This window comes from Pseudomonas sp. B35(2017) (assembly GCF_002113645.1).
In the GTDB taxonomy this organism is placed as follows: domain Bacteria; phylum Pseudomonadota; class Gammaproteobacteria; order Pseudomonadales; family Pseudomonadaceae; genus Aquipseudomonas; species Aquipseudomonas ekonensis.
On record NZ_NEIZ01000005.1, the window covers coordinates 1 to 21,881 of the forward strand.

15 protein-coding genes and 1 rRNA gene are annotated in these 21,881 nt (G+C 65.9%); 14 read left to right on the forward strand and 2 right to left on the reverse strand.

The genetic code is table 11. From position 1 onward, the window contains the following. The 7 genes from rrf to CAG41_RS11230 all read left to right on the forward strand — a co-directional run. Positions 1 to 89, forward strand: a 5S ribosomal RNA gene (gene rrf / locus CAG41_RS11200); the annotation flags it as partial. Positions 90 to 242: 153 nt separating this feature from the next. Next, on the forward strand, positions 243 to 3,695 hold the full coding sequence (recC, locus tag CAG41_RS11205; protein ID WP_085706998.1) for an exodeoxyribonuclease V subunit gamma: 3,453 nt from the start codon (positions 243 to 245) through the stop codon (positions 3,693 to 3,695). Then, on the forward strand, positions 3,692 to 7,378 hold the full coding sequence (gene recB / locus CAG41_RS11210) for an exodeoxyribonuclease V subunit beta (RefSeq protein WP_085706999.1): 3,687 nt from the start codon (positions 3,692 to 3,694) through the stop codon (positions 7,376 to 7,378). Before recC ends, recB begins: the two co-directional genes overlap by 4 nt. After that, entirely contained in the window at positions 7,375 to 9,483 is a 2,109-nt protein-coding gene (gene recD / locus CAG41_RS11215; RefSeq protein WP_085707000.1) for an exodeoxyribonuclease V subunit alpha, read from the forward strand. Before recB ends, recD begins: the two co-directional genes overlap by 4 nt. Before the next feature lie 120 nt (positions 9,484 to 9,603). Then, positions 9,604 to 10,179: a YfiR family protein gene (locus CAG41_RS11220; protein WP_085707001.1), complete on the forward strand. Its 576-nt coding sequence runs from the start codon at positions 9,604 to 9,606 to the stop codon at positions 10,177 to 10,179. Beyond that, positions 10,176 to 11,444 carry a diguanylate cyclase domain-containing protein gene (locus CAG41_RS11225; RefSeq protein ID WP_085578312.1) on the forward strand — a complete coding sequence of 423 codons (1,269 nt, stop codon included), beginning with the start codon at positions 10,176 to 10,178 and terminating at the stop codon, positions 11,442 to 11,444. The genes CAG41_RS11220 and CAG41_RS11225 overlap by 4 nt, the downstream gene beginning before the upstream one ends. A gap of 5 nt (positions 11,445 to 11,449) precedes the next feature. After that, complete coding sequence (locus CAG41_RS11230; RefSeq protein ID WP_085707002.1) at positions 11,450 to 11,944, forward strand: OmpA family protein; 495 nt, start codon at positions 11,450 to 11,452, stop codon at positions 11,942 to 11,944. Here CAG41_RS11230 and CAG41_RS11235 read toward each other — a convergent pair. Next, entirely contained in the window at positions 11,941 to 12,888 is a 948-nt protein-coding gene (locus CAG41_RS11235; RefSeq protein ID WP_085578316.1) for a LysR family transcriptional regulator, read from the reverse strand. The genes CAG41_RS11230 and CAG41_RS11235 overlap by 4 nt on opposite strands. A gap of 149 nt (positions 12,889 to 13,037) precedes the next feature. On the opposite strand from CAG41_RS11235, the gene CAG41_RS11240 reads away from it, so the two are divergent. Then, positions 13,038 to 14,564, forward strand: coding sequence for a CoA-acylating methylmalonate-semialdehyde dehydrogenase (locus CAG41_RS11240; RefSeq protein WP_085578318.1), 1,527 nt, complete (start codon positions 13,038 to 13,040; stop codon positions 14,562 to 14,564). A 10-nt stretch (positions 14,565 to 14,574) separates the two neighbouring features. Continuing rightward, a complete protein-coding gene (mmsB, locus tag CAG41_RS11245) occupies positions 14,575 to 15,462 on the forward strand; it encodes a 3-hydroxyisobutyrate dehydrogenase (protein ID WP_085656181.1) in 888 nt (295 codons plus the stop codon). Between the two features lie 100 nt (positions 15,463 to 15,562). Here mmsB and CAG41_RS11250 read toward each other — a convergent pair whose 3' ends face one another. Then, entirely contained in the window at positions 15,563 to 15,913 is a 351-nt protein-coding gene (locus tag CAG41_RS11250; protein ID WP_003221437.1) for a cupin domain-containing protein, read from the reverse strand. Positions 15,914 to 16,444: 531 nt separating this feature from the next. Between CAG41_RS11250 and CAG41_RS11255 the strand changes: the two genes are divergently transcribed. Genes CAG41_RS11255 through CAG41_RS11275 form a run of 5 tightly spaced genes read left to right on the forward strand, consistent with a single transcriptional unit; the run spans position 16,445 to position 21,848 of the window. Continuing rightward, positions 16,445 to 17,014: an acyl carrier protein gene (locus CAG41_RS11255; RefSeq protein WP_085633642.1), complete on the forward strand. Its 570-nt coding sequence runs from the start codon at positions 16,445 to 16,447 to the stop codon at positions 17,012 to 17,014. 8 nt (positions 17,015 to 17,022) lie between these two features. Beyond that, positions 17,023 to 18,297 (forward strand): beta-ketoacyl-[acyl-carrier-protein] synthase family protein, encoded by a 1,275-nt coding sequence (locus CAG41_RS11260; protein ID WP_085707003.1) that lies wholly within the window; start codon positions 17,023 to 17,025, stop codon positions 18,295 to 18,297. A gap of 1 nt (position 18,298) precedes the next feature. Beyond that, positions 18,299 to 19,351, forward strand: a complete 1,053-nt coding sequence (locus CAG41_RS11265) for a beta-ketoacyl synthase (RefSeq protein ID WP_085707004.1) — start codon at positions 18,299 to 18,301, stop codon at positions 19,349 to 19,351. Continuing rightward, on the forward strand, positions 19,348 to 20,643 hold the full coding sequence (locus tag CAG41_RS11270) for a beta-ketoacyl synthase (protein ID WP_085707005.1): 1,296 nt from the start codon (positions 19,348 to 19,350) through the stop codon (positions 20,641 to 20,643). Before CAG41_RS11265 ends, CAG41_RS11270 begins: the two co-directional genes overlap by 4 nt. A 2-nt stretch (positions 20,644 to 20,645) precedes the next feature. Then, positions 20,646 to 21,848 carry a beta-ketoacyl synthase N-terminal-like domain-containing protein gene (locus CAG41_RS11275; protein WP_371917478.1) on the forward strand — a complete coding sequence of 401 codons (1,203 nt, stop codon included), beginning with the start codon at positions 20,646 to 20,648 and terminating at the stop codon, positions 21,846 to 21,848. Positions 21,849 to 21,881 lie beyond the last annotated feature (33 nt).

A 21,881-nucleotide genomic window follows, 5' to 3' on the forward strand; every position in this document is an offset into this window, starting at 1 on the left:
CCTGATCCCATCCCGAACTCAGAAGTGAAACGATGCATCGCCGATGGTAGTGTGGGGTTTCCCCATGTGAGAGTAGGTCATCGTCAAGATTAAATTCCGAAACCCCAACTGCGAAAGCGGTTGGGGTTTTGTTTTGCCCGCAGGAAAGTTCGTACAGCACACCCAGCCTCCGTCCGGCTGTCACAATCAGTCGACAGTGCTAATGTTCTGCCCTGGTTTTGTTCTTCTCCAAGGAATCCTCCATGCCGGACGCCCAGTCCCTCAACCCTGCATTCATGGTTGTTCAGAGCAACAGCCTGGACGAGCTGCGCAGTCTGGTGGTGAGCGTCATGCGGCGTTATCCGCTGGCACCCCTGGAGAATGAGATCGCTTTGGTGCAAAGCAACGGCATCGCCCAGTGGCTGAAGCTGGCACTGGCCGAGGAGCCCGGCGAGGATGACTCGGGCGGTTGCGGCATCGCCGCCGCCATCGACGTGCAATTGCCGGGCAGCTTCATGTGGCAGCTCTACCGTACGGTGCTGGGGCGGGACGAGATTCCGGCAAAGTCCTTGCTCGACAAGGCCCCGTTGACATGGCGGTTGATGCGTCTGCTGCCGCAGGTCATCGAGCGACCGCACTTCGAGCCGCTTCAGCGATTCCTCACCCGTGACACCGACTTGCGTAAGCGCTATCAGCTTTCCGAGCGCCTCGCCGATCTCTTCGACCAATACCAGGTGTACCGTGCCGACTGGCTCGAGGACTGGGCCGAGGGCCGTCATCAACTGCGCAGCGTCAGAGGCGAGATCAAACCGCTGCCGCCGGCCAGTTGCTGGCAAGCCGAGCTTTGGCGTGCGCTGCTCGACGACGTAGGTGCAGAGGGCATGGCCCAGAGTCGGGCGGGGGTTCATCAACGGTTCATCGAGCGCATCAACAACCTTGAGAGCGCGCCTGCCGCCATACCTCCCCGGGTCATCGTCTTCGGGATCTCTTCGCTGCCCGCCCAGGTTCTGGAGGCGCTGGCAGGGCTGGCCCGTTTCAGTCAGGTGCTGCTGTGTGTCCACAACCCGTGCCGGCACCACTGGGCCGACATCGTCGCCGACAAGGACCTGCTGCGGCACCAGTACAAGCGTCAGACACGCAAGACCGGCATGCCCGTGGTCCTTGATCCGGATTCCCTGCATCAGCATGCCCATCCGCTGCTGGCCGCCTGGGGCAAGCAAGGGCGCGACTACATCAACCTGCTCGACAGCTATGATGAGCCCGACAGCTACCGTGCGGCCTTTCGGGATGGGCGCATCGACCTGTTCAGCGAAACGCAGCCCCATACGCTGCTCAATCAATTGCAGGACGACATCCTCGAGTTGCGCCCCCTCAATGAGACGCGTGAGCGTTGGCCCGCCGTTGTTCCGGAGCAGGACGAGTCCATCCGTTTTCACGTCGCCCATAGTGCCCAGCGTGAGGTGGAGATTCTCCACGACCAGTTGCTGGCCCGCTTCAGTGCCGACCCCGGTTTGCGTCCCCGCGACGTGATCGTGATGGTGCCTGACGTCGACAGCTATGCGCCCCACATCCGGGCGGTGTTCGGCCAGCTCGACCGCCGCGACCCGCGTTTCATTCCTTTCACATTGACGGACCAGGGCCAGCGCGGACGCGAGCCGCTGCTGATCGCGGTCGAGCATCTGCTCAAGCTGCCGGACAGCCGCTTCCCGGTCAGCGAGATCCTGGATCTGCTGGATGTGCCGGCCTTGCGCTTGCGTTTCGGGGTGCACGAGCGTGATCTGCCCACCTTGCACCGCTGGATCGAAGGTGCCGGAGTACGTTGGGGCCTGAACGCCCGGCAGCGTGCCGGACTGGGCCTTCCGGGCGAACTCGAGCAAAACAGTTGGAGCTTCGGTTTGCGCCGGATGCTGCTCGGTTACGCGGTCGGACATTCCGATGCCTACGAACAGATCGAGCCTTACGATGAGATCGGCGGCCTGGACGCTGCGCTGATCGGCCCCCTCGTCGCCCTGCTGGATGCATTGGAGCTTGCCCACCGGGAGTTCATGCAGCCAGCGCGACCTGAGGAGTGGGGGCGCCGGTTGCAGGCCTTGATGCAAGTGTTCTTCAAGGCCGGCGATGAACACGATGAGTACCTGATCACCCAGCTCGAGGATCTGCGGGAGACCTGGCTGGAAACCTGCGACGCTGTGAGGCTGGAGGACGAGCTGCCACTGACCGTCGTTCGGGAAGCCTGGCTGGCGGGGCTGGATCAGGGGCGTTTGTCCCAGCGCTTTCTCGCCGGTGCCGTGAACTTCTGCACACTGATGCCGATGCGCGCCATTCCTTTCAAGCTCGTTTGCCTGCTGGGCATGAACGACGGAGACTATCCGCGGGCGCAGCCTCCCCTGGATTTCGACCTGATGGGCAGCGACTACCGGCCGGGCGACCGTTCGCGACGCGAAGACGACCGCTACCTGTTGCTCGAGGCCCTGCTGTCCGCGCGTCATCAGCTCTACATCAGTTGGGTCGGACGCAGCATTCGCGACAACAGCGAACGTCCTCCTTCCGTGCTGATCGGTCAGTTGCGCGACCATATCGCCAGCGGCTGGCACCTGGGCGACACTGCCGAGAGCCTGGTGCACGTCCTCACCGAGGAACATCCTCTGCAGCCATTCAGTTCGCGCTACTTTCAGGAAGGGCGAGCGCTGTTCAGCTATGCCAGCGAATGGCGGACTCTGCATGAGCGCCAGGAACCCGGCGCCGTCACGCCGATGCTTGAGCCCCATGTGCCGGAGGAGCCCCTGAGCCCGGCGTTGCTGCAGGACTTTCTGCGCAATCCGGTTCGCCATTTCTTTACCCAAAGGCTCAAGGTCCATTTTGAATCTGCCCAGGCGCCACTGGCGGACGAAGAACCTTTCGTGCTGGACGCCTTGCAACGCTACACCCTGAGCGACAACCTGCTGGAAGCCGCACTGGGGCACCCGGACGACGCGGCAACGGCGCTGGAGACGCAGGCCCGTCGTCTGCAGAACAGCGGGTTGTTGCCGATGGCCGGGTTCGGCGAGTGCCTGCAGCGGGAGTTGATCGAGCCGCTGCCGAACCTGCTGCAACGCTATGGGCAGTTGCTGGCCTTGTGGCCGACGCCGCTGACGGGCGCCATTCCGGTCAGTCTCGAATGGCAGGCGCTGCGCCTTGAGGGATGGCTTGGCGGACTGCATCAGCGGGCGGACGGCGGGCTTCTGTCCGTCACCACCATCCCCAACGGCATCGGATCGGTCAGGAACCGCAAATGGCATCGTCTGACCAAACCGTGGGTCAATCATGTGTTGGCCTGTGCCAACGGCGTGTCCTTGACGACCGCACTGGTGGCCAGCGATGACTCGCTGCTGCTCGATCCCATCGCTTCGGACAGCGCCTGGCGGATCCTTGAGGACATGCTGCTTGCCTGGCAGACGGGGATGCGTCAGCCGCTGCCCGTCGCCGTGAAGACTGCTTTCGCGTGGCTGACCCAGAGCGATCCGCTCAAGGCCGCAGCCGCTGCCCGAAAGGCCTATGAAGGGGACGGCCTGACCAGCGAGGGCGAGCGGGGCGAAAGCCCGGCCCTCGTCCGTCAGTTCGCTGACTTCGATGCGTTGACGGCCGACGAAACCTTTCCGGATTGGTGCGGTGCCTTGTATCGCCCATTGCTTGAGGCCGGTTGGCGTTCGTTGAGCGAAGAGGGGAACCGTCCATGACCGCAAAGACGCCTCTGGCCCTGACCTTTCCGTTGCATGGCAGCCAGCTGATCGAAGCCAGTGCCGGCACCGGCAAGACCTTCACCATCTCTGCGCTTTACCTGCGGCTGATCCTCGGCCATGGGGGCGAGCAGTCAGGCTTCGGCCGTGAGCTGCTGCCGCCGCAGATTCTCGTGGTGACCTTCACCGATGCCGCCACCAAAGAATTGCGTGAGCGGATCCGCACCCGCCTGGCCGATGCCGCGCGCTTCTTCCGCGACGAGACGCCGGCGCCGGACGCCTTGATCGAAGCCCTGCGCGAACAGTTCGATCCGCAGCGCTGGCCTGGCTGCGCCAGTCGCCTGGACGTCGCCGCGCAGTGGATGGACGAGGCCGCCGTGTCGACCATCCACGGTTGGTGCCAGCGCATGCTGCGCGAGCATGCCTTCGACAGCGGGAGCTTGTTCACCCAGACGCTGGAGACCGACCACACAGAGCTGCTCGCCGAGGTGCTGCGCGATTACTGGCGTCTGTTCTGCTATCCGATGCAAGGCGATGCCCTGAACTGGGTGCGCAGCAACTGGGGCGGGCCTGCGGCCTTGCTGCCGCGGATACGGGGCCTGCTGTCCAGCGTCCGTGAAAGCGACGAGAGCAAGACGCCTGCCGAACTGATCGAAGAATGCCTGCAGCAACGGCGAGCAGCGATGCTTGAGCTGAAAACGCCTTGGCGGCGTTGGGCCCCCGAGCTGCTTGCGATCTGCCACGAGGGCGTTGCGGGCAAAGCGGTCGACGGCCGCAAGATGCAGGCCCGCTACTTCGAACCGTGGTTCGAGAAGCTCACGGCGTGGGCCGAAGACGAGGCGCTCGAACAACTCGACATCGGCACAGGGTTCACCCGTCTCACCCCCGATGGCATGGCCGAGGCCTGGAAAGGCGTACCTCCAAGCCATCCTGGGCTGGAGGCCATGTTGACGCTCAAGGCGAGCCTCGACGCGTTGCCCACGCCTGATGCCGCCGTGCTGGTGCATGCCGCCGGATGGGTCGGTGCCCGCTTCGAGGCCGAGAAGCGCCGCCGGGCCGAGATGGGCTTCGACGACATGTTGCTGCGCCTGGACGCGGCATTGCGTGCCGACGGCGGAGAGCGCCTTGCCACGCTGATCCGTGAGCAGTTCCCGGTCGCCCTGATCGACGAGTTCCAGGACACCGACCCGGTGCAGTACCGGATCTTCGACAGCATCTACCGCATCGGGGACAACGATCCCGAGACCGGGCTGTTCATGATCGGCGACCCCAAGCAGGCGATCTATGCCTTCCGCGGCGCCGACATCCACACCTATCTGCGGGCCCGGCAGGCCACCGCCGGCCGGTGGCATACGCTGGACACCAACTTCCGCTCCAGCCACGGCATGGTCGATGCGGTGAACCATGTGTTCGACCATGCCGAATCCCGGGAGGGAGGGCGAGGCGCGTTTCTGTTCCGGGAGAAGGACGGTGACAACCCGGTGCCGTTCCAGGCCGTGAAGGCCCAGGGGCGAACGGAGCGGCTGCAAGTGTCGGGGCAGGATGTCGCTGCGCTCAACCTCTGGCAGTTGTCCGTCGATCAGCCCTTGTCCGGTGCGGTCTATCGCCAGCAGTTCGCGGCGGCCTGCGCCAGTGAGATCGTGTTCCGACTCAATGGCGGGCAGACCGGGCAAGTGGGCTTCGCGCAAGAGGGCAAGGCATTCAGGGGGCTGAGGCCGGCGGACATCGCGATCCTGGTGCGCGACGGCAAGGAGGCCAAGGCGGTGCGCGACGAACTGGCGAAACGCGGCGTGCGCAGCGTTTACCTGTCGGACAAGGACTCGGTCTTCGCCGCCCAGGAGGCCCGTGACCTGCTCGGTTGGCTTAAGGCCTGCGCCGAACCGGACGTCGAACGCTCGCTCAAGGCGGCCTTGGCCTGCGTCACGCTGAACCTGCCGCTGCTGGAGCTGGAGCGCCTCAACCGTGACGAACGGGCCTGGGAAAACCGGGTGATGCAGTTTCGCGGATACCGTGAACTCTGGCGCAAGCAAGGCGTGCTGCCCATGCTGCGGCGACTGCTGCACGACTTCCGTCTGCCGCAGACATTGATGGCGCGCAGCGACGGGGAGCGGGTGCTGACCAACCTGCTGCATCTGTCCGAGCTGCTGCAGCAGGCCGCCGCCGAACTGGACGGCGAACAGGCGCTGATCCGGCACCTGGCCGAGCATCTGGTGTTGTCCGGGCAGGCGGGCGAGGAACAGATCCTGCGCCTGGAAAGCGATGAGCAACTGGTCAAGGTGGTGACCATCCACAAATCCAAGGGGCTCGAGTATCCGCTGGTCTTTCTGCCGTTCATCTGCTCGGCGAAACCGGTGGACGGCAGCCGTCTCCCGCTGCATTACCACGATGCACAGGGCGAGGCGCAGGTGAGCCTCAAACCCACGGCGGAGCTGGTCGCCCTGGCGGACGACGAACGTCTGGCGGAGGATCTGCGCCTGCTCTACGTTGCGCTGACCCGTGCGCAGCATGCTTGCTGGCTGGGGGTGACGGATCTCAAACGCGGCAACAGCAACGGTTCGGTGCTGCACCTGTCCGCATTGGGTTACCTGTTGGGCGGCGGTACGCCGTTGGCCGAGTCCGCAGGATTGACCCGGTGGCTGGAGGACCTGCGGCAAGGCAACTCCTCGCTCAGTCTCGAGGCGATGCCCCTGGCGACCGACGAGCATTACCAGCCTCCGGGCGACGACGCGACGCTGCGTCCGGTGCTGATGCCGGCACGCAGAGCCAGCGAGAACTGGTGGATCGCGTCCTACAGCGCCTTGCGCATCAGTGATGTGTTGAGCGATGGCCCGGAGGAAGCGCCCGAGAGTCCGCAGGCGCAGAAGCTGTTCGACGATGAGCGCCTCGACCCCGATGCGCCACAGGAGACCGTCGAAGGAGGCGCCGATATCCACCGTTTCCCCCGTGGCCCCAATCCGGGGACGTTCCTGCACGGCCTTCTGGAGTGGGCGGGCGAGGAAGGTTTTGCCGTGTCCGGCGACGCGCTGAAGGATGCGGTCGCAAGGCGTTGCAGCCGACGTGGCTGGGAGTCCTGGATCGTGACCTTGAGCGAATGGTTGCGGCACCTGCTCAAGTCGCCCCTGCCCGTTGGCGAACAGCCGCCGGTGGTGCTCGAAGGGTTGCGCCAGTACCGGGTGGAGATGGAGTTCTGGTTCGCCAGCCACAAGGTCGACGTGGCGAAGCTGGATGGCCTGGTGCGCCAGTTCACCCACCGTGGCGTGGCACGGGCCGCCGCCGAAGAGGTGCAGCTCAACGGTATGTTCAAGGGGTTCATCGACCTGACGTTCGAACACGATGGCCGTTACTACGTGGTGGACTATAAGTCCAACTGGCTCGGTGCCGACGACACCGCCTACACCGATCAGGCGATGGAGCAATCGATGCTCGACAACCGTTACGACCTGCAATATGTCCTGTACCTGTTGGCGCTTCACCGCCAGCTCAAGGCCCGTCTGGCGGATTACGACTACGACCGGCATGTCGGCGGTGCGCTGTACCTGTTTCTGCGCGGCAGCCGGGCGAACAGCCGGGGCGCATACTTCACTCGGCCGCCGCGGGAGCTGATCGAACGCCTCGACCGGATGTTCCAGGGCAAACCGGAACCCAGAAGCGAACCGGCCTGGGAACAGGGAGTCTTGCTATGAGCCGCACGTTCGCCGATCTGCTGCCCACACCGCTCGCCGCCGACAGCCTGGCCGGCCTGGCACCGTTGACCTGTGCCGATGACTTGCTGATCCTGCTGACCCGTTGGGTCGAGCGCGGCTGGCTTCGTGCACTGGACAAGGCATTTGTGGCGTTCCTTCACGAGCTGGCGCCCGAGGGGGATCCATTGGTGCTGCTTGCCGCGGCGCTCACCAGTCACCAGCTCGGCCACGGGCATGTGTGCCTGGACGTGTTCGAAACCCTCAAGGCGCCGGACTTCGCCCTGTCGCTGCCGCCCGAAGGCGATGTGCAGACGGGCGCGCGGCTGTTGCCGTCGCAGTTGCTCGCCACGGTCGAGGGGCCCCACTGGTGCAAGGTGCTGGCCGGCAGCCCGCTGGTGGCGTTGGCGGCCGATACGGGCGTAGCGGCGTTGCAGCGTCCGCTGGTGCTGTCCGGCAAGCGTCTGTACCTGCGGCGTTACTGGTCCTACGAGCGGCGCATCGATGTCGCGTTGCGCCTGCGTCTCGCGCAGCCCGAAACGACCCCGGACGACCTGCCGCAGCAGCTCGATGGATTGTTCGGCGCGGCGAAGGGATCCGCCGTGGTCGACTGGCAGAAACTGGCGTGTGCCTTGGCGGTCCGGGGCGCCTTCAGCATCGTCACCGGAGGGCCCGGCACCGGCAAGACCACGACGGTCGTGCGTCTGTTGGCCTTGCTCCAGGCGCCGGCGGTGACGGCCGGTCAGCCGTTGCGGATCCGTCTGGCCGCGCCCACCGGCAAAGCGGCCGCGCGCTTGACCGAGTCCATCAGCCAGCAGGTGCAATCGCTGAAGGTCCCGGAAGCGGTTCGGGACAAGATCCCCACGGAGGTGACCACGGTTCACCGTTTGCTCGGCAGCCGGCCCGGCACCCGGCACTTCCGTCACCATGCAGGCAACCGCTTGCCGCTGGATGTGCTGGTGGTCGACGAGGCGTCGATGATCGATCTGGAGATGATGGCCAACCTGCTCGATGCCTTGCCGCCCCAGGCTCGGCTGGTGTTGCTGGGGGACAAGGATCAGCTGGCCTCCGTCGAGGCGGGGGCTGTGCTGGGGGATCTGTGCCGCGATGCCGAGAACGGCTGGTACAGCCCCGAAACCCGGTGCTGGCTGGAGTCGGTCAGCGGCGAGTCCCTGCAGGACAGCGGCCTTCAGGAGGACACCCAAGGGGTGTATCCGCTGGCCCAGCAGGTGGTGATGCTGCGTCACTCGCGGCGTTTCGGCGAAGGCAGCGGCATCGGCCAGCTCGCACGGTGCGTCAATCAGCAAATGCCGGAAGAGGCTCGACGGGTGCTTGCTGCCGGCAACAATAGCGATGTGTTCGCCTTGCAGCTCAAGAACGAGCAACACCATCAACTGGAACGCCTGGTGCTCGACGGGCGAGGTGAGGGCCCCCAGGGCTATCGCCATTATCTGAACGTATTGCGCGATCGGCGTCCGGCTGCGGGGACGCCCCTGGAGCAGCCGGCATGGGCCGACTGGGCGCGCGAAGTCCTGCAGGCGTTCGACACCTTCCAGCTGCTGTGCGCCGTGCGCAAGGGGCCTTGGGGCGTCGAGGGCTTGAACCTGCGCATCGCCGAGGCCTTGCTCAAGGCGCGCCTGATCCCAAGCGACCAGCAGTGGTACGAGGGGCGACCGGTGCTGATGACCCGCAACGATTACGGGCTGGGCCTGATGAACGGCGACATCGGCATCGCGTTGTCGTTGCCCGGGCAGGACGGCGACGACGCGGGCAAGCCGCTGCTGCGGGTGGCGTTCCCGCGCAATGACGGGCGCGGCGGCGTGCGGTTCGTGTTGCCGAGCCGGCTCAACGACGTCGAGACCGTTTACGCGATGACCGTGCACAAGTCCCAGGGCTCGGAGTTCGCCCACACGGCCCTTATCCTGCCGGATGCCTTGAATCCGGTGCTGACCAAGGAGCTGATCTACACCGGCATCACCCGGGCCAAGCATTGGTTCACCCTGATAGAACCTCAAGAGGGCTTGTTCGAGGAGGCCGTGCAACGCAAGGTCAAGCGACTGAGCGGGCTGATGCTGGAACTGGAGGAGGGGATCGGGCACAGCGCGTGAAGACAGCGGCGTTTGGCTGCGCGAACTGACCGACCGGTCAGGGGGCTGGCGTCTCGCTGGTGTACTTGCGCTGTGCTATCGTTGCGGCATCATTTTGTGACGATCCAAGAGAATCCCTGCATGAAGCTGGCTGTCTGGGCCACAGAGCGCGTGGTTGGCTGCAAGCAAGCGCTGCTTGTGGGCCTGCTCTGTTTGCTGACGGGCATGGCGGTCGCCCAACCACAGGCCCCGGCGGGCATGGCCGAGCAACGGGCCAAGTCAGTCACTCAGGTGGTCCTGGGCATCCTCAGCTATGCGCGCTGGCCGGTCGAGCCGGCGCAATTGCGTCTGTGCATCGTCGGCCCCACCGAATACACCGATGACCTGGTCAAAGGCACCACGCAGGCCACGGGACGTCCGGTGGTCGTGCGCCGGCTGCTGGCCGACAGCCCGGCCATCGCCGGCGAGTGCGATGCGGTGTACATCGGCAAACTCACGGCAGAAGAACGCAGTCGCCTGTTCGCCTCCTTGACCGGCCATCCGGTGCTGAGCATCAGCGAGGGCGGCGACCAGTGCACGGTCGGCAGTCTGTTCTGCCTGCGGGTCGGCGACGAGCAGGTGTCCTTCGAGGTCAACCTCGATTCCGTGGCCCGCAGCGGCGTGCGCATCCATCCGAGCGTGCTGCAACTGTCTCGACGCAAGTCGGCGGTGCCATGAAGCGCAAACGATCCATGGGGCGTCCGGCCCTCGGCGCGGTGATCGGCCGTGGTCATCTGATCGTCGCGCTGGTCGCGGTGGCGATGGCCAGCGTTTCCCTGACCCTGTTGGGCGTGCTGGCGCTGCGGGTCTACGCCGACCATAACCTGCACTTGATCGCCCGTTCGATCAGCTACACCGTGGAAGCCGCTGTGGTGTTCGACGACAAGGCGGCCGCCACGGAGGCGCTGGCGCTGATCGCCTCGACCGAAGAGGTGGCGGATGCTCAGGTGATCGACGAGGAAGGCCAGTTGCTCGCCCGCTGGCAGCGCCCGGAAAACGGCTTGATCTCCGAACTGGAAATGCAACTCGCCCGCACCATCCTGGAAAAGCCCATCAACTTGCCGATCCTGCATCAGAACCGCGAGATCGGCCGCATTCTGCTCACCGGCCACGGCGGCAACCTGATGCGTTTTTTGCTGAGCGGCCTGGCGGGCATCATCCTGTGCACGGCGATCAGCGCCTGGGTCGCGCTCTACCTGGCCCGCCGCCAGTTGCGCGGGATCATCGGCCCGCTGCACAGCCTCGCCGCCGTCGCCCACGCCGCCCGCAGCGAGCGGGCGCTGGACCGGCGCGTGCCGCCGGCGCGGATCGCCGAGCTCGACAATCTGGGCAACGACTTCAATGCCCTGCTCGATGAGCTGGAGTCGTGGCAGACGCACCTGCAGAGCGAGAACGAGACCCTCGCCCACCAGGCCAGCCACGACAGCCTCACCGGATTGCCCAACCGCGCCTTTTTCGAAGGCCGCCTGATCCGCGCCCTGCGCAGCGCCAACAAGCTCCACGAGCGGGTGGCGGTGCTGTTTCTCGACAGCGACCGGTTCAAGAGCATCAACGACAACTTCGGCCACGCGGCCGGCGATGCGGTGCTGGTGGCGGTGGCCAACCGGGTGCGGGCGCAGTTGCGCGAAGAGGATCTGGTGGCGCGCCTGGGCGGCGACGAGTTCGCTGTCCTGCTCACGCCCCTGCACAAGACCGAAGACGCCGAGCGCATCGCCGACAAGATCCTCGCCAGCATGGACATGCCCATCGCCTTGCCGGGCGATACCAGCGTCGTGACGTCGCTCAGCATCGGCATCGCGGTCTACCCCGATCATGGCGCCACCCCCGGCGCGCTGCTCGATGCCGCCGACGGGGCGATGTACCAGGCCAAGCGCCTGTCCCGCGGCGCCCAGTTCACCGCCGGGTCGGAGGATCCGGTCGTCAATCTTCAAACCAGGAGCTGAATCCCGTGTTCTCACTTCCCCTGCGATTGTTTGCCAGTTTGCTGCTGATGGCCGTTCTGGCCCTGACCGGTTGCCAGTCCGTTCCGCCCAAAGGCCTGACCCCGGAGCAGATCGCCGTGCTCAAGCAGCAAGGCTTCGAACTGACCGACGACGGCTGGGAGTTCGGCCTGTCGGGCAAGGTGCTGTTCGGCAGCGATGACGACAGCCTGAACCGGCAAAGCACCGAGATCGTCGAGCGCATCGGCAAGGCCCTGACCGGCGTCGGCATCGAGCGGGTGCGGGTGGACGGCCATACCGACGCCTCGGGCAAGGAAGGCTACAACCAGCAGCTGTCCCTGCGCCGCGCCCAAAGCGTCAGCAAGGTCCTGAAAACCGTCGGCATGAAAGAAGAGAACATCCAGTTACGCGGGCTGGGCAGCAGCGAGCCGGTGGCGTCCAATGCCACCGCGACCGGACGCAACGAAAACCGCCGGGTGTCGATCGTGGTCAGCGCCGACTAATCGGCAAAGCGCATCTCGCGGCTTTCCCCCATCAACAGCGCCTGGTTGCGCTCCGTCACCTCGCGGATGTAATCCCACAACAGGGTGATCCGCTTCAACTTGCGCAGATCCTCCCGGCAGTACATCCAGAACTGCCGGGTGATGTCGATTTCCTCCGGCAGCACCGGCAGCAGGCGTGGATCCTGTGCGGCGAGGAAGCACGGAAGGATCGCCAGCGACCGCCCTTGCTGCGCCGCCACGAACTGGGCGATCACGCTGGTGCTGCGCAGGTGCGCGTTGGCGCCGGGCAGCACATTGGCCAGGTAGAGCAGCTCGGAGCTGAACGCCAGGTCGTCCACATAACTGATGAACCGGTGCTGGCTCAGATCCGCGGGGCGGCGGATCGGCGGGTGCTGGTCGAGGTATTCCTGGGTCGCGTACAGCTGCAGGCGGTAGTCGCAGAGCTTGCAGCACACGTAAGGCCCGTGCTCCGGCCGCTCCAGGGCGATGACGATGTCCGCCTCGCGCTTGGACAGGCTGATGAAGTGCGGCAGCGGCAGGATGTCCACCGAGATCGCCGGATAGTCATCGACGAAACGGCTCAACTGCGGGGTGATGAAAAAACTGCCGAAGCCTTCGGTGCAGCCCATGCGCACATGGCCGGACAGCGCGACGCCGGAGCCGGACACCTGCTCGCAGGCCATGTGCAGCGTGCTTTCGATCGATTCGGCGTAACTGAGCAGGCGCTGGCCTTCGGCGGTCAGCACGAAGCCGTTGGTGCGCGACTTCTCGAACAGCAAGGTGCCCAGCGCCGCCTCCAGCGAACCGATGCGCCGCGACACGGTGGTGTAGTCCACCGCCAGGCGCTTGGCTGCCGTGCTGGCCTTGCGGGTGCGGGCGACTTCGAGGAAGAACTTGAGGTCGTCCCAGTTCAGCGACCCCAGCGAGGTGATGTTTTTTTGCATGATGGACGGGCTTATATGTGCGTTCTTATTAGAAGTTTGCACATCTATACTCCAAAAACGGTCCGACAACCAATGTGCGGCACACGCCTCCTCCCAAGGCGGACCTTTCGCCTTGGCTCCCAAGATAAAAACAAGTTCCGGAGACCAGCATGAACGCATCGCTCACGCCCAACGACACCACGGTCCAGAAGGTCAAGCTGCTGATCGACGGTGAATGGGTCGAATCGCAGACCACCGAGTGGCACGACATCGTCAACCCGGCGACCCAGCAAGTCCTGGCCCGGGTGCCGTTCGCCACCGCCGCCGAAGTCGATGCCGCGGTCAGCGCCGCCCAGCGCGCCTTCCAGACCTGGAAACTGACCCCGATCGGCGCGCGCATGCGCATCATGCTCAAACTGCAGGCCCTGATCCGCGAGCACTCCAAGCGCATCGCCGTGGTGCTCAGCGCCGAGCAGGGCAAGACCATCGCCGATGCCGAGGGCGACATTTTCCGTGGCCTGGAAGTGGTCGAGCACGCCTGCTCCATCGGCTCCCTGCAAATGGGCGAGTTCGCCGAGAACGTCGCCGGCGGCGTCGACACCTACACCCTGCGCCAGCCGATCGGCGTCTGCGCAGGCATCACCCCGTTCAACTTCCCGGCGATGATTCCGCTGTGGATGTTCCCGATGGCCATCGCCTGCGGCAACACCTTCGTGCTCAAGCCGTCCGAGCAGGATCCGCTGTCGACGATGCTGCTGGTGGAGCTGGCCATCGAGGCCGGCATCCCGGCCGGCGTGCTCAACGTGGTGCACGGCGGCAAGGACGTGGTGGACGGCCTGTGCACCCACAAGGACATCAAGGCGGTCTCCTTCGTCGGTTCCACCGCCGTGGGCACCCACGTCTATGACCTGGCCGGCAAGCACGGCAAGCGCGTGCAATCGATGATGGGCGCCAAGAACCACGCCGTGGTGCTGCCGGACGCCAACCGCGAGCAGGCGCTCAATGCGCTGGTCGGCGCCGGTTTCGGCGCGGCCGGGCAACGCTGCATGGCCACCTCGGTGGTGGTGCTGGTGGGCGCGGCCAAGCAATGGCTGCCCGACCTGAAGGCGCTGGCGCAGAAGCTCAAGGTCAACGCCGGCAGCGAGCCGGGCACCGATGTGGGGCCGGTGATCTCGAAGAAGGCCAAGGCGAGGATCCTCGACCTGATCGAAAGCGGCGTCAAGGAAGGCGCCAAGCTCGAACTGGACGGCCGCGGCATCAGCGTGCCGGGTTACGAGAACGGCAACTTCGTCGGCCCGACCCTGTTCTCCGGGGTGACCACCGACATGCAGATCTACACCCAGGAAATCTTCGGCCCGGTGCTGGTGGTGCTGGAAGTTGACACCCTTGACCAGGCCATCGCGCTGGTCAACGCCAACCCGTTCGGCAACGGCACCGGCCTGTTCACCCAGAGCGGCGCGGCGGCGCGCAAGTTCCAGGCGGAGATCGACGTCGGCCAGGTCGGCATCAACATCCCGATCCCGGTGCCGGTGCCGTTCTTCAGCTTCACCGGTTCGCGCGGCTCGAAGCTCGGCGACCTCGGCCCGTACGGCAAGCAAGTGGTGCAGTTCTACACCCAGACCAAGACCGTGACCGCGCGCTGGTTCGACGACGACAGCGTCAACGACGGCCCGAACACCACCATCAACCTGCGCTGAGGAACCGGCCATGAAAATCGCATTCATCGGGCTGGGCAACATGGGCGCGCCGATGGCGCGCAACCTGATCAAGGCCGGCCACTCGCTGAACCTGGTGGACCTGAACAAGACCGTGCTGGCGGAGCTGGAGCAACTGGGCGGCACCATCCGCCCGACCGCGAAGGACGCGGCCAAGGACGCTGAGCTGGTGATCACCATGCTGCCGGCCGCCGTGCATGTGCGCGGCGTCTGGTTGGGCGAGGACGGCGTGCTGGCCGGCATCGGCAAAGGCGTGCCGGCGGTCGATTGCAGCACCATCGATCCGCAGACCGCCCGCGATGTGGCCGCTGCGGCCGCCAAGCAAGGCGTGGCCATGGCGGACGCGCCGGTCTCCGGCGGCACCGGCGGCGCGGCGGCCGGTACGCTGACCTTCATGGTCGGCGCCACGCCGGAGCTGTTCGCCACCCTGCAACCGGTGCTGGTGCAAATGGGCCGCAACATCGTGCATTGCGGTGAGGTCGGCACCGGCCAGATCGCCAAGATCTGCAACAACCTGCTGCTCGCCATTTCCATGGTCGGGGTCAGCGAGGCCATGGCGTTGGGTGATGCGTTGGGTATCGACACCACAGTGCTGGCCGGGATCATCAACAGTTCCACCGGGCGCTGCTGGAGTTCGGAGATGTACAACCCGTGGCCGGGCATCGTCGAAACGGCGCCGGCCTCGCGTGGCTACACCGGCGGGTTCGGTGCGGAGCTGATGCTCAAGGATCTGGGCCTGGCCACCGAAGCGGCGCGGCAGGCGCACCAGCCGGTGATGCTCGGCGCGGTGGCGCAGCAGCTGTACCAGGCGATGAGCCAGCGCGGGGAGGGCGGCAAGGACTTCTCGGCGATCGTCAACAGCTACCGCAAGCCGCAGTAGTCGTCAGCCCCACGCCTCAAGTGCTGCAGATGCAGTGACAGTCAGAATGCAGTAGGTGTTGCCGGGAAACCGCGTCGGGCGGTCTCCCGGCTTTTTTGCGTCAGGCGAACACGAAATACTTGCGCACGGTCTCGACCACTTCCCACGTGCCCTTCATGCCCGGCTCGACCACAAAGATGTCGCCGGCGCGCAGGTGGATCGGCGCCATGCCGTCCGGGGTGATGATGCAATAGCCTTCCTGGAAGTGGCAGTACTCCCATTTCACGTAATCCACCCGCCATTTGCCCGGCGTGCAGATCCAGGTGCCCATGATCTTGCTGCCGTCTTCGCTGGTGTAGGCGTTGAGGTTGACGGTGTGCGGATCGCCTTCGAGCTTCTCCCATTTGCAGGCGTCGAGAACCGGCAGCGGGTGGGTGTCGCGCAGAACGGTGATGGGGGCGGTGGCGGTCATGGGGACTCCGGCAATGGAATGGACGAAAGGAATCCGCACCCTATAGCGCGTGGTGTCTGTGCTGTTGTCTGCGCTCGACATCCAGTTGCCCATAAACGCAGTTGCGCCGCAGGCCCTGTTGTTCTTCCTGACGCCGTGCGTTGCGCGAAGGTCGAATTGATGTGGAGCAAAAGTTCTGAAGTTATAACTTATTTAATTGTCCGGTTTTGTTTCTTCATGCGTCTGGAGAGTGCCTGCTCAAGTTAGTGCTTTAGTTCGACCGGCAGCACCTGGCGAAGCAGCGCCGGCGCCATACCGTATACCGTCTCTGTTAAGTAAATGTGTCGTGTCTCCTGAGGTTTGCACCATTGGGGTGCGATGGGCAGGCTCTTTTGTATGTCCGTGCCAAGTGGTCGAAAAACTTCGGAAAGTCCGTTGACTCTCCCCTTAAGGTCAGAGTTTAGATTGCCGCCGCGTGAGAAGTTGTTGTGGGAAAAGTTACTTCTCACGGACGGAATCCATGAAGTAATCACGACATATACGGAGATAAAGATGAACAATCCATTGGACTTGGAAAACGTCATTGCCAGCACCCGCGAAATCCTTGCGCAACTGTTGGTGATGGGCGCCGATGAAATCGACGAGCACAGCAGCATCGTCGAAGACCTGGGCGCCGATTCTCTGGACATCGTCGACCTCAGCTTCCAGCTGGGTCGCCAGTACGGCTGCACCTTGCCCAAGACCAGCGTGCTGGATCACGCCGTTGCCGTGTGCGGTGACGCCAGCGAGTTCCTGGCCAACGGCCGCATCACCGAAAGCGGCAAGGCGTTGCTGGAGCAGAGCCTGAGCGCCTATGCCCCGGACCAGCTCCACGCCGGCATGCAACCGGCCCAGGTGTTTGCCGCCACCACCGTGCGCAACTGGGCGCAGCAGTGCCGCAACCTCTTCAACTACCTGCCCAAGGCTTGCCCCGACTGCAATGCCCATCAAGCCGTGCTGAACGAGCGTCAGCAAGTGGTGTGCGGCGCTTGCAGCGCGCGCCTGACGCCGGCCGACGGCGATGAGGTGTCCCGCCAACTGGTCGAGCGCTTTGTGGCTTCCCACGTCAAAGAAGCGGTCTAGGAGTTCCCATGCGGGCACGAGAAGTCTGTGTGAGCGGGTACGGCCTGGCGGCGCCGATGGCGCTGGACGCCGCCACGTTGTTCGAGCGGATCAGCCGCAAGCGATCCTGTGTCCGCGAGCATCCATGGTTCAAGGCGCTGGGGTTTCACAACAGTGCGGCCGGGTTCATCGATGACCAGCAGTGGCAGCGGATCACGGCGGGGTTCGGCTGCAACGCAGCGCAGCATCCGCGGCAAAGCGTGCTGGCCGACTATGTCGCCCGGCAGGCCCTGCAGCATGCGGGCCTGACGCCGGCGGATTTCGCCCGCAGCCGCAGCGGGCTGTTCCTGGGCGCCAACAAGTACTGCGCCGACAGCCATGACCTGCAATGGGTTGCCCGTTGCATGGACGAGGCGGGTCAGGTCGACCTGGACCGACTGCTGGAGCGTCCGGCGACGTCGGGCACAGCGTTTGCCCGGCGGGTCGATCAGCAGACTCAGGATCTGGCCGAGCGGCTGGGCATCCGCGATCACGTCTCGACCCACTCCGACGCCTGCGCCGCCGGCACCATGGCCATCGGCAGCGCGTTCCGGGCCATCGAGCGCGGCGAGATCGATCTGGCACTGTGCGGCGCTGTGGAGTTGATGGCCAACGAGTTGCCTTACTACATGTTCAACAGCCTTGGCGCGATCTGTCAGGCGGACTTGCCGGCCAGCGAGCAGAGCCGGCCGTTCATGCCCGACCGCAGCGGCTTCGTGCTCAGCGAAGGCGCGGCCCTGGTGGTGCTCGAATCCGCCGAGCATGCCCGCCGGCGCAAGGCCAAGGTGCTCGGTCGGGTGCTGGGCTACGCCAACGTGTGCGAGGCCCAGAAGATGACCTCCAGCAGCCGGGACGGCAGCAAATACGAGGAATGCATGGAAGCGGCAATCGAAGACGCCGGCCTGCTGAGCAGCGCCGTGCAGCACGTCAACACCCACGGCACGTCCACCCAGGCCAACGACAGTTGCGAGGCCCTGGCCCTGCAGCGCGTGTTCGGCGATGTCCAGGACCATGTGACCTACACCGCCAACAAGTCCGCCGTCGGCCATTCCCTGGCCGGCAGCGGCGCAATCGAGGCGGTGCTGTCGCTGATCAGCCTGCGTGACGGCGTGCTGTTGCCGACGCTGAACTATGAGCCCGAGCGTGCCGACTACCCGGCGCTGCGGTTTCTGGATGAACCGTTGCAGCAGTCGATCAGCGTGGTGATGTCCAATTCCTTCGGGTTCGGCGGCATCAACAGTTCGCTGCTGCTGGGGAGGGCGTGAGATGAACAGCGTCTTTATCCATGCGGCGGCCGTGCTGAACGCCGCCGGCAGCGAATGCGCCGATCTGTTGGGCGCGCCGACGTCGGCGCAACGGTTGGCCTTCGACGCCGAGCGTCGGGCGTTTGCGCTGGCGCCGCTGCGCCTGGCCGGCAACCTGTTCGACCGCAAGATCCAACGCAGCGTCGAGCCCCAGGGCCTGCGCCTGCTGCACTGCGCCGCCCGCCTGGCCCCGGCGCTTGCGGCCCTGAACCTGCCGCCGGAGCGCATCGCCCTGACGGCGGCGATTCCGGAGGTCGACGCGCCGAGCCCGTGCTGGGACGCGGTGCGGGCCATCGCTGAGCAACCGCAGAAAAAAGTCGCGCAACTGTTGGCCAATACGCCGCCGTTGCACGCGCTGACCTTGCTCAACAGCAGCGTGATGGCCTACGTCGCCGAAGCGCTGCAATGCCAAGGGCCGATGGGCGGTTTCTGTTCCGGCGACAACGCCGGACTCGATGCGCTGATCGAAGCCAGCCGCCAGATCGGCGAGCAGAACGCCGATGCGGCGTTGGTGGTCAGCAGCAGCCCGAACCTGACGCCGGCGCTGTACCTGCGCGAGGCGGATCCGTCGGGCGAGCCGGTCCACGGTGAAGGCGCCGCTGCCTTGCTGCTGTCCGCCAGCCCTCCCTCCGGTGCCGGGCAGGTGTTGCGCGTCGCCGGATTCGCCCGGGGCTACACCCGCGATCCGCAGCGGGCGCAAGCGGTCGGGCGGCGGGTCATCGAACAGGCGTTGAGCGAGGAAAGGCTGCTTCCCGGCGATGTCGGCCTGGTCGTGGGCAATGCCGGCGACCCGCACTGGCAGGCGCTGTTCGACGCGCCGCCGAGGGCGGTGCGCAGCATCCTGCCGATGACCGGCGACCTCGGCGCCAGCACGCTGCTGACCGAAGCGGCCCTGACCCTGCACCAAAGCCTGGAAGCGGTGGAGCCCGGCTACACGTTGCTGGTCAGCCACAGTCGCGGCGGCCATTGGGGCGCCTTGCTGCTGGCCTGTGAACCCATGGAGAAGTACGCATGAGCGCGACACGGATTGTGATTACCGGCATGGGGGCCGTGACCGGGTTCGGTTTCGAATGGCAGACCCTGTGGGAAAAGATGCTCGGCGGCGAACATTGCGTGCGCCCCTGGCAACCGGAAGACCTTGGCGAGGAACCGTTTCCGGTGCGCTACGCGGCCGCCGTCGACATGGCGCTGATGCCGCAGCGGCTGCAAGGCCATCCGGCCTGGGACATGCCGCTGGAGCGGCGCAGTCGGTTCGGCTGGGTGGCCGCCACCCAGGCGGTGGCCGACAGTCGCCTGACCCCCGACCAACTGCGCGGTGCGGCCGTGCTGTGCGCGTCCGGCGCGCCTCAGCACATGCTTGCCGACATGTTGCTGGCCCAGGCCCCGGACGGCCGCGAGGCGGACTGGCCGCACCTGATGAACCGTGCGGCGCAGGTGAGCGAAGAAGGTTCGCTGCGTCAGGGCAACGACCGCCTGGCTCGGGTGATCGCCGACGACCTGGGCTGCGAAGGCCCGGTGATCAACATCAGCAGCGCCTGCGCCGGCGCGGCCCAGGCCATCGGCAACGCGTTCCAGATGATCCGCCGCGGCGAGGTGAGCGTGGCGCTGGCCGGCGGCGCGGACTCGGTGCTCAATCTCGACACCATGGCCGCGCTGTACCTGCTCGGCGCCGCGTCGGGCGAGCAGCGTTGGGGCGCCGATCTGTGCCGTCCGTTCGACCGTGACCGCAGCGGCCTGATCGCCGGCGAGGGCGGCGGCTTCGTCGTGCTCGAAAGCCTTGAGCACGCCTTGGCGCGCGGGGCGACGCCCTACGCTGAGGTGCTCGGTTTCGGCAGCAGCCTGGACGCCTACAAGGTCACCGCGCCGCAACCGCAAGGCCGGGGTGCGGCGCTGGCCATGCAGGCGGCGCTGGACGACGCGGGACTGCGCGCCGCGCAGATCGACCTGATCAACGCCCACGGCACGTCCACGCCGCTCAATGACGTGGCCGAAACCCTGGCGATCAAAAGCGTGTTCGCCGAGCAGCGCCACTACCGCTCGCTGGCGGTGAGCGCCAACAAATCGCAGTTCGGCCACCTGATCGCGGCGGCCGGCGCGCCGGAATGCATTGTCACGGCCCTGGCCTGCCTGAACGATCTGGTCACGCCGACCGTGAACCTGCACCACGCCGATGAGCAGTGCGACCTCGACTATTGCCCCGGCGAAGCGGTCAGCCGCCGGGTGGATTTTGCGCTGAGCAATTCCTTCGGCTTCGGTGGCCTCAATACCTCGCTGGCGCTTGGCAAATACCGGGAGCAAGGACAATGAACATGGACTCTGTACAGGTTGCCATCGCCGGCAGCGGTTGCGTGCTGGCCAGCGGCCGGGGCCCGGAGCACCTGTGGTCGGCCGCCGTCGAGGGGCGCAGCGGCATCGTGCCGTTGAGCTCGCCCCTGTTTCGCAGCGAGCGGATCGCCGCGTTCGGCCATGTCAGCGAGCAGGCGCACCAGCGCAGCCGTCAGGATGTCCCGCAGAACCTTCAGCGCTACTGCCCGCCGGCGGTGATCTGGGGCGTCAGCAGCGTGCGCCAGGCGTTGGCCGAGGCGGGGCTTGAGCCGAGCGCCGACGGCCTGCGCTACGGACTCTATTGCTGCCAGGGCGGGTACACCCATCCGTCGGTGGCGTCCTACGGCGAACTGCTGGACGAGTGCCGCGACGCCTCCGGTGCCGACATGCAGCGCCTGGCGCAGCGTGTGCTGCAGGAGCGCGCGCTGGATCCGTTCCTGGTGCTCAAGAGCCTGAGCAACGGCTTGCTCGGCATCGTCAGCCTGGCGCTGAAGCTGGAGTGCGAGTGCAACGCCTACATGCAAGGCGTTGCCGGCAACCTGGCCGCTCTGCGCGAGGCGCGGGCGGCCCTGCAAAGCGGACGCATCGATGCCGCGATCGTGGTCGGTGCCGGCAGTGAACTCGACCCGCTGGCGCTGGCCGCCCTGGCCGAGGCCGGGGCCATCGGCACCGACGGGCCGGTGAGCCTGCGCGCGTTCGACCGTCAGGGCGGCGGCGGGATCGCCGGCGAAGGTGCCGCCGCGCTGATCCTGCGCCGTGCCGACGATCTGCCGCCGGGGCCGCAGGTCTGCCTGGCGGAGCTGGCCGCGCACCCGCGCCTGGAGTCGTTGAACCTGCCGGATCGGCAAGCGGATCTGCTGATCGGCAGCGCCAGCGGCGACCCGCAGCAGGACGCCGACCTGGCCCGCACGCTGGCCCGCACCGGCGCCGCGCACATCACCAGCGGCGTCGGGGTCACCGGCCTGCTCAGCGGTGCGCCGAGCTTGGTCGATCTGATCCTGGCCCGCCAGGCCCTGGTCGCCCAGTGCGTGCCGCCGGTCATCGGCCTGGAGCAGCCGGTGGATCCGCACCTGCCGTTCGTGGCCGGCGGACACCGGGATGCGGTGCTGCACGACTGCTTGATCGTCAACCGCGACACCAACGGCTTCAGCGCCTGTTACCGACTCGATTTACGGGCGGCCGACTGACCGCCCGAACGCAATGCATCGCCTCTCGTTTTT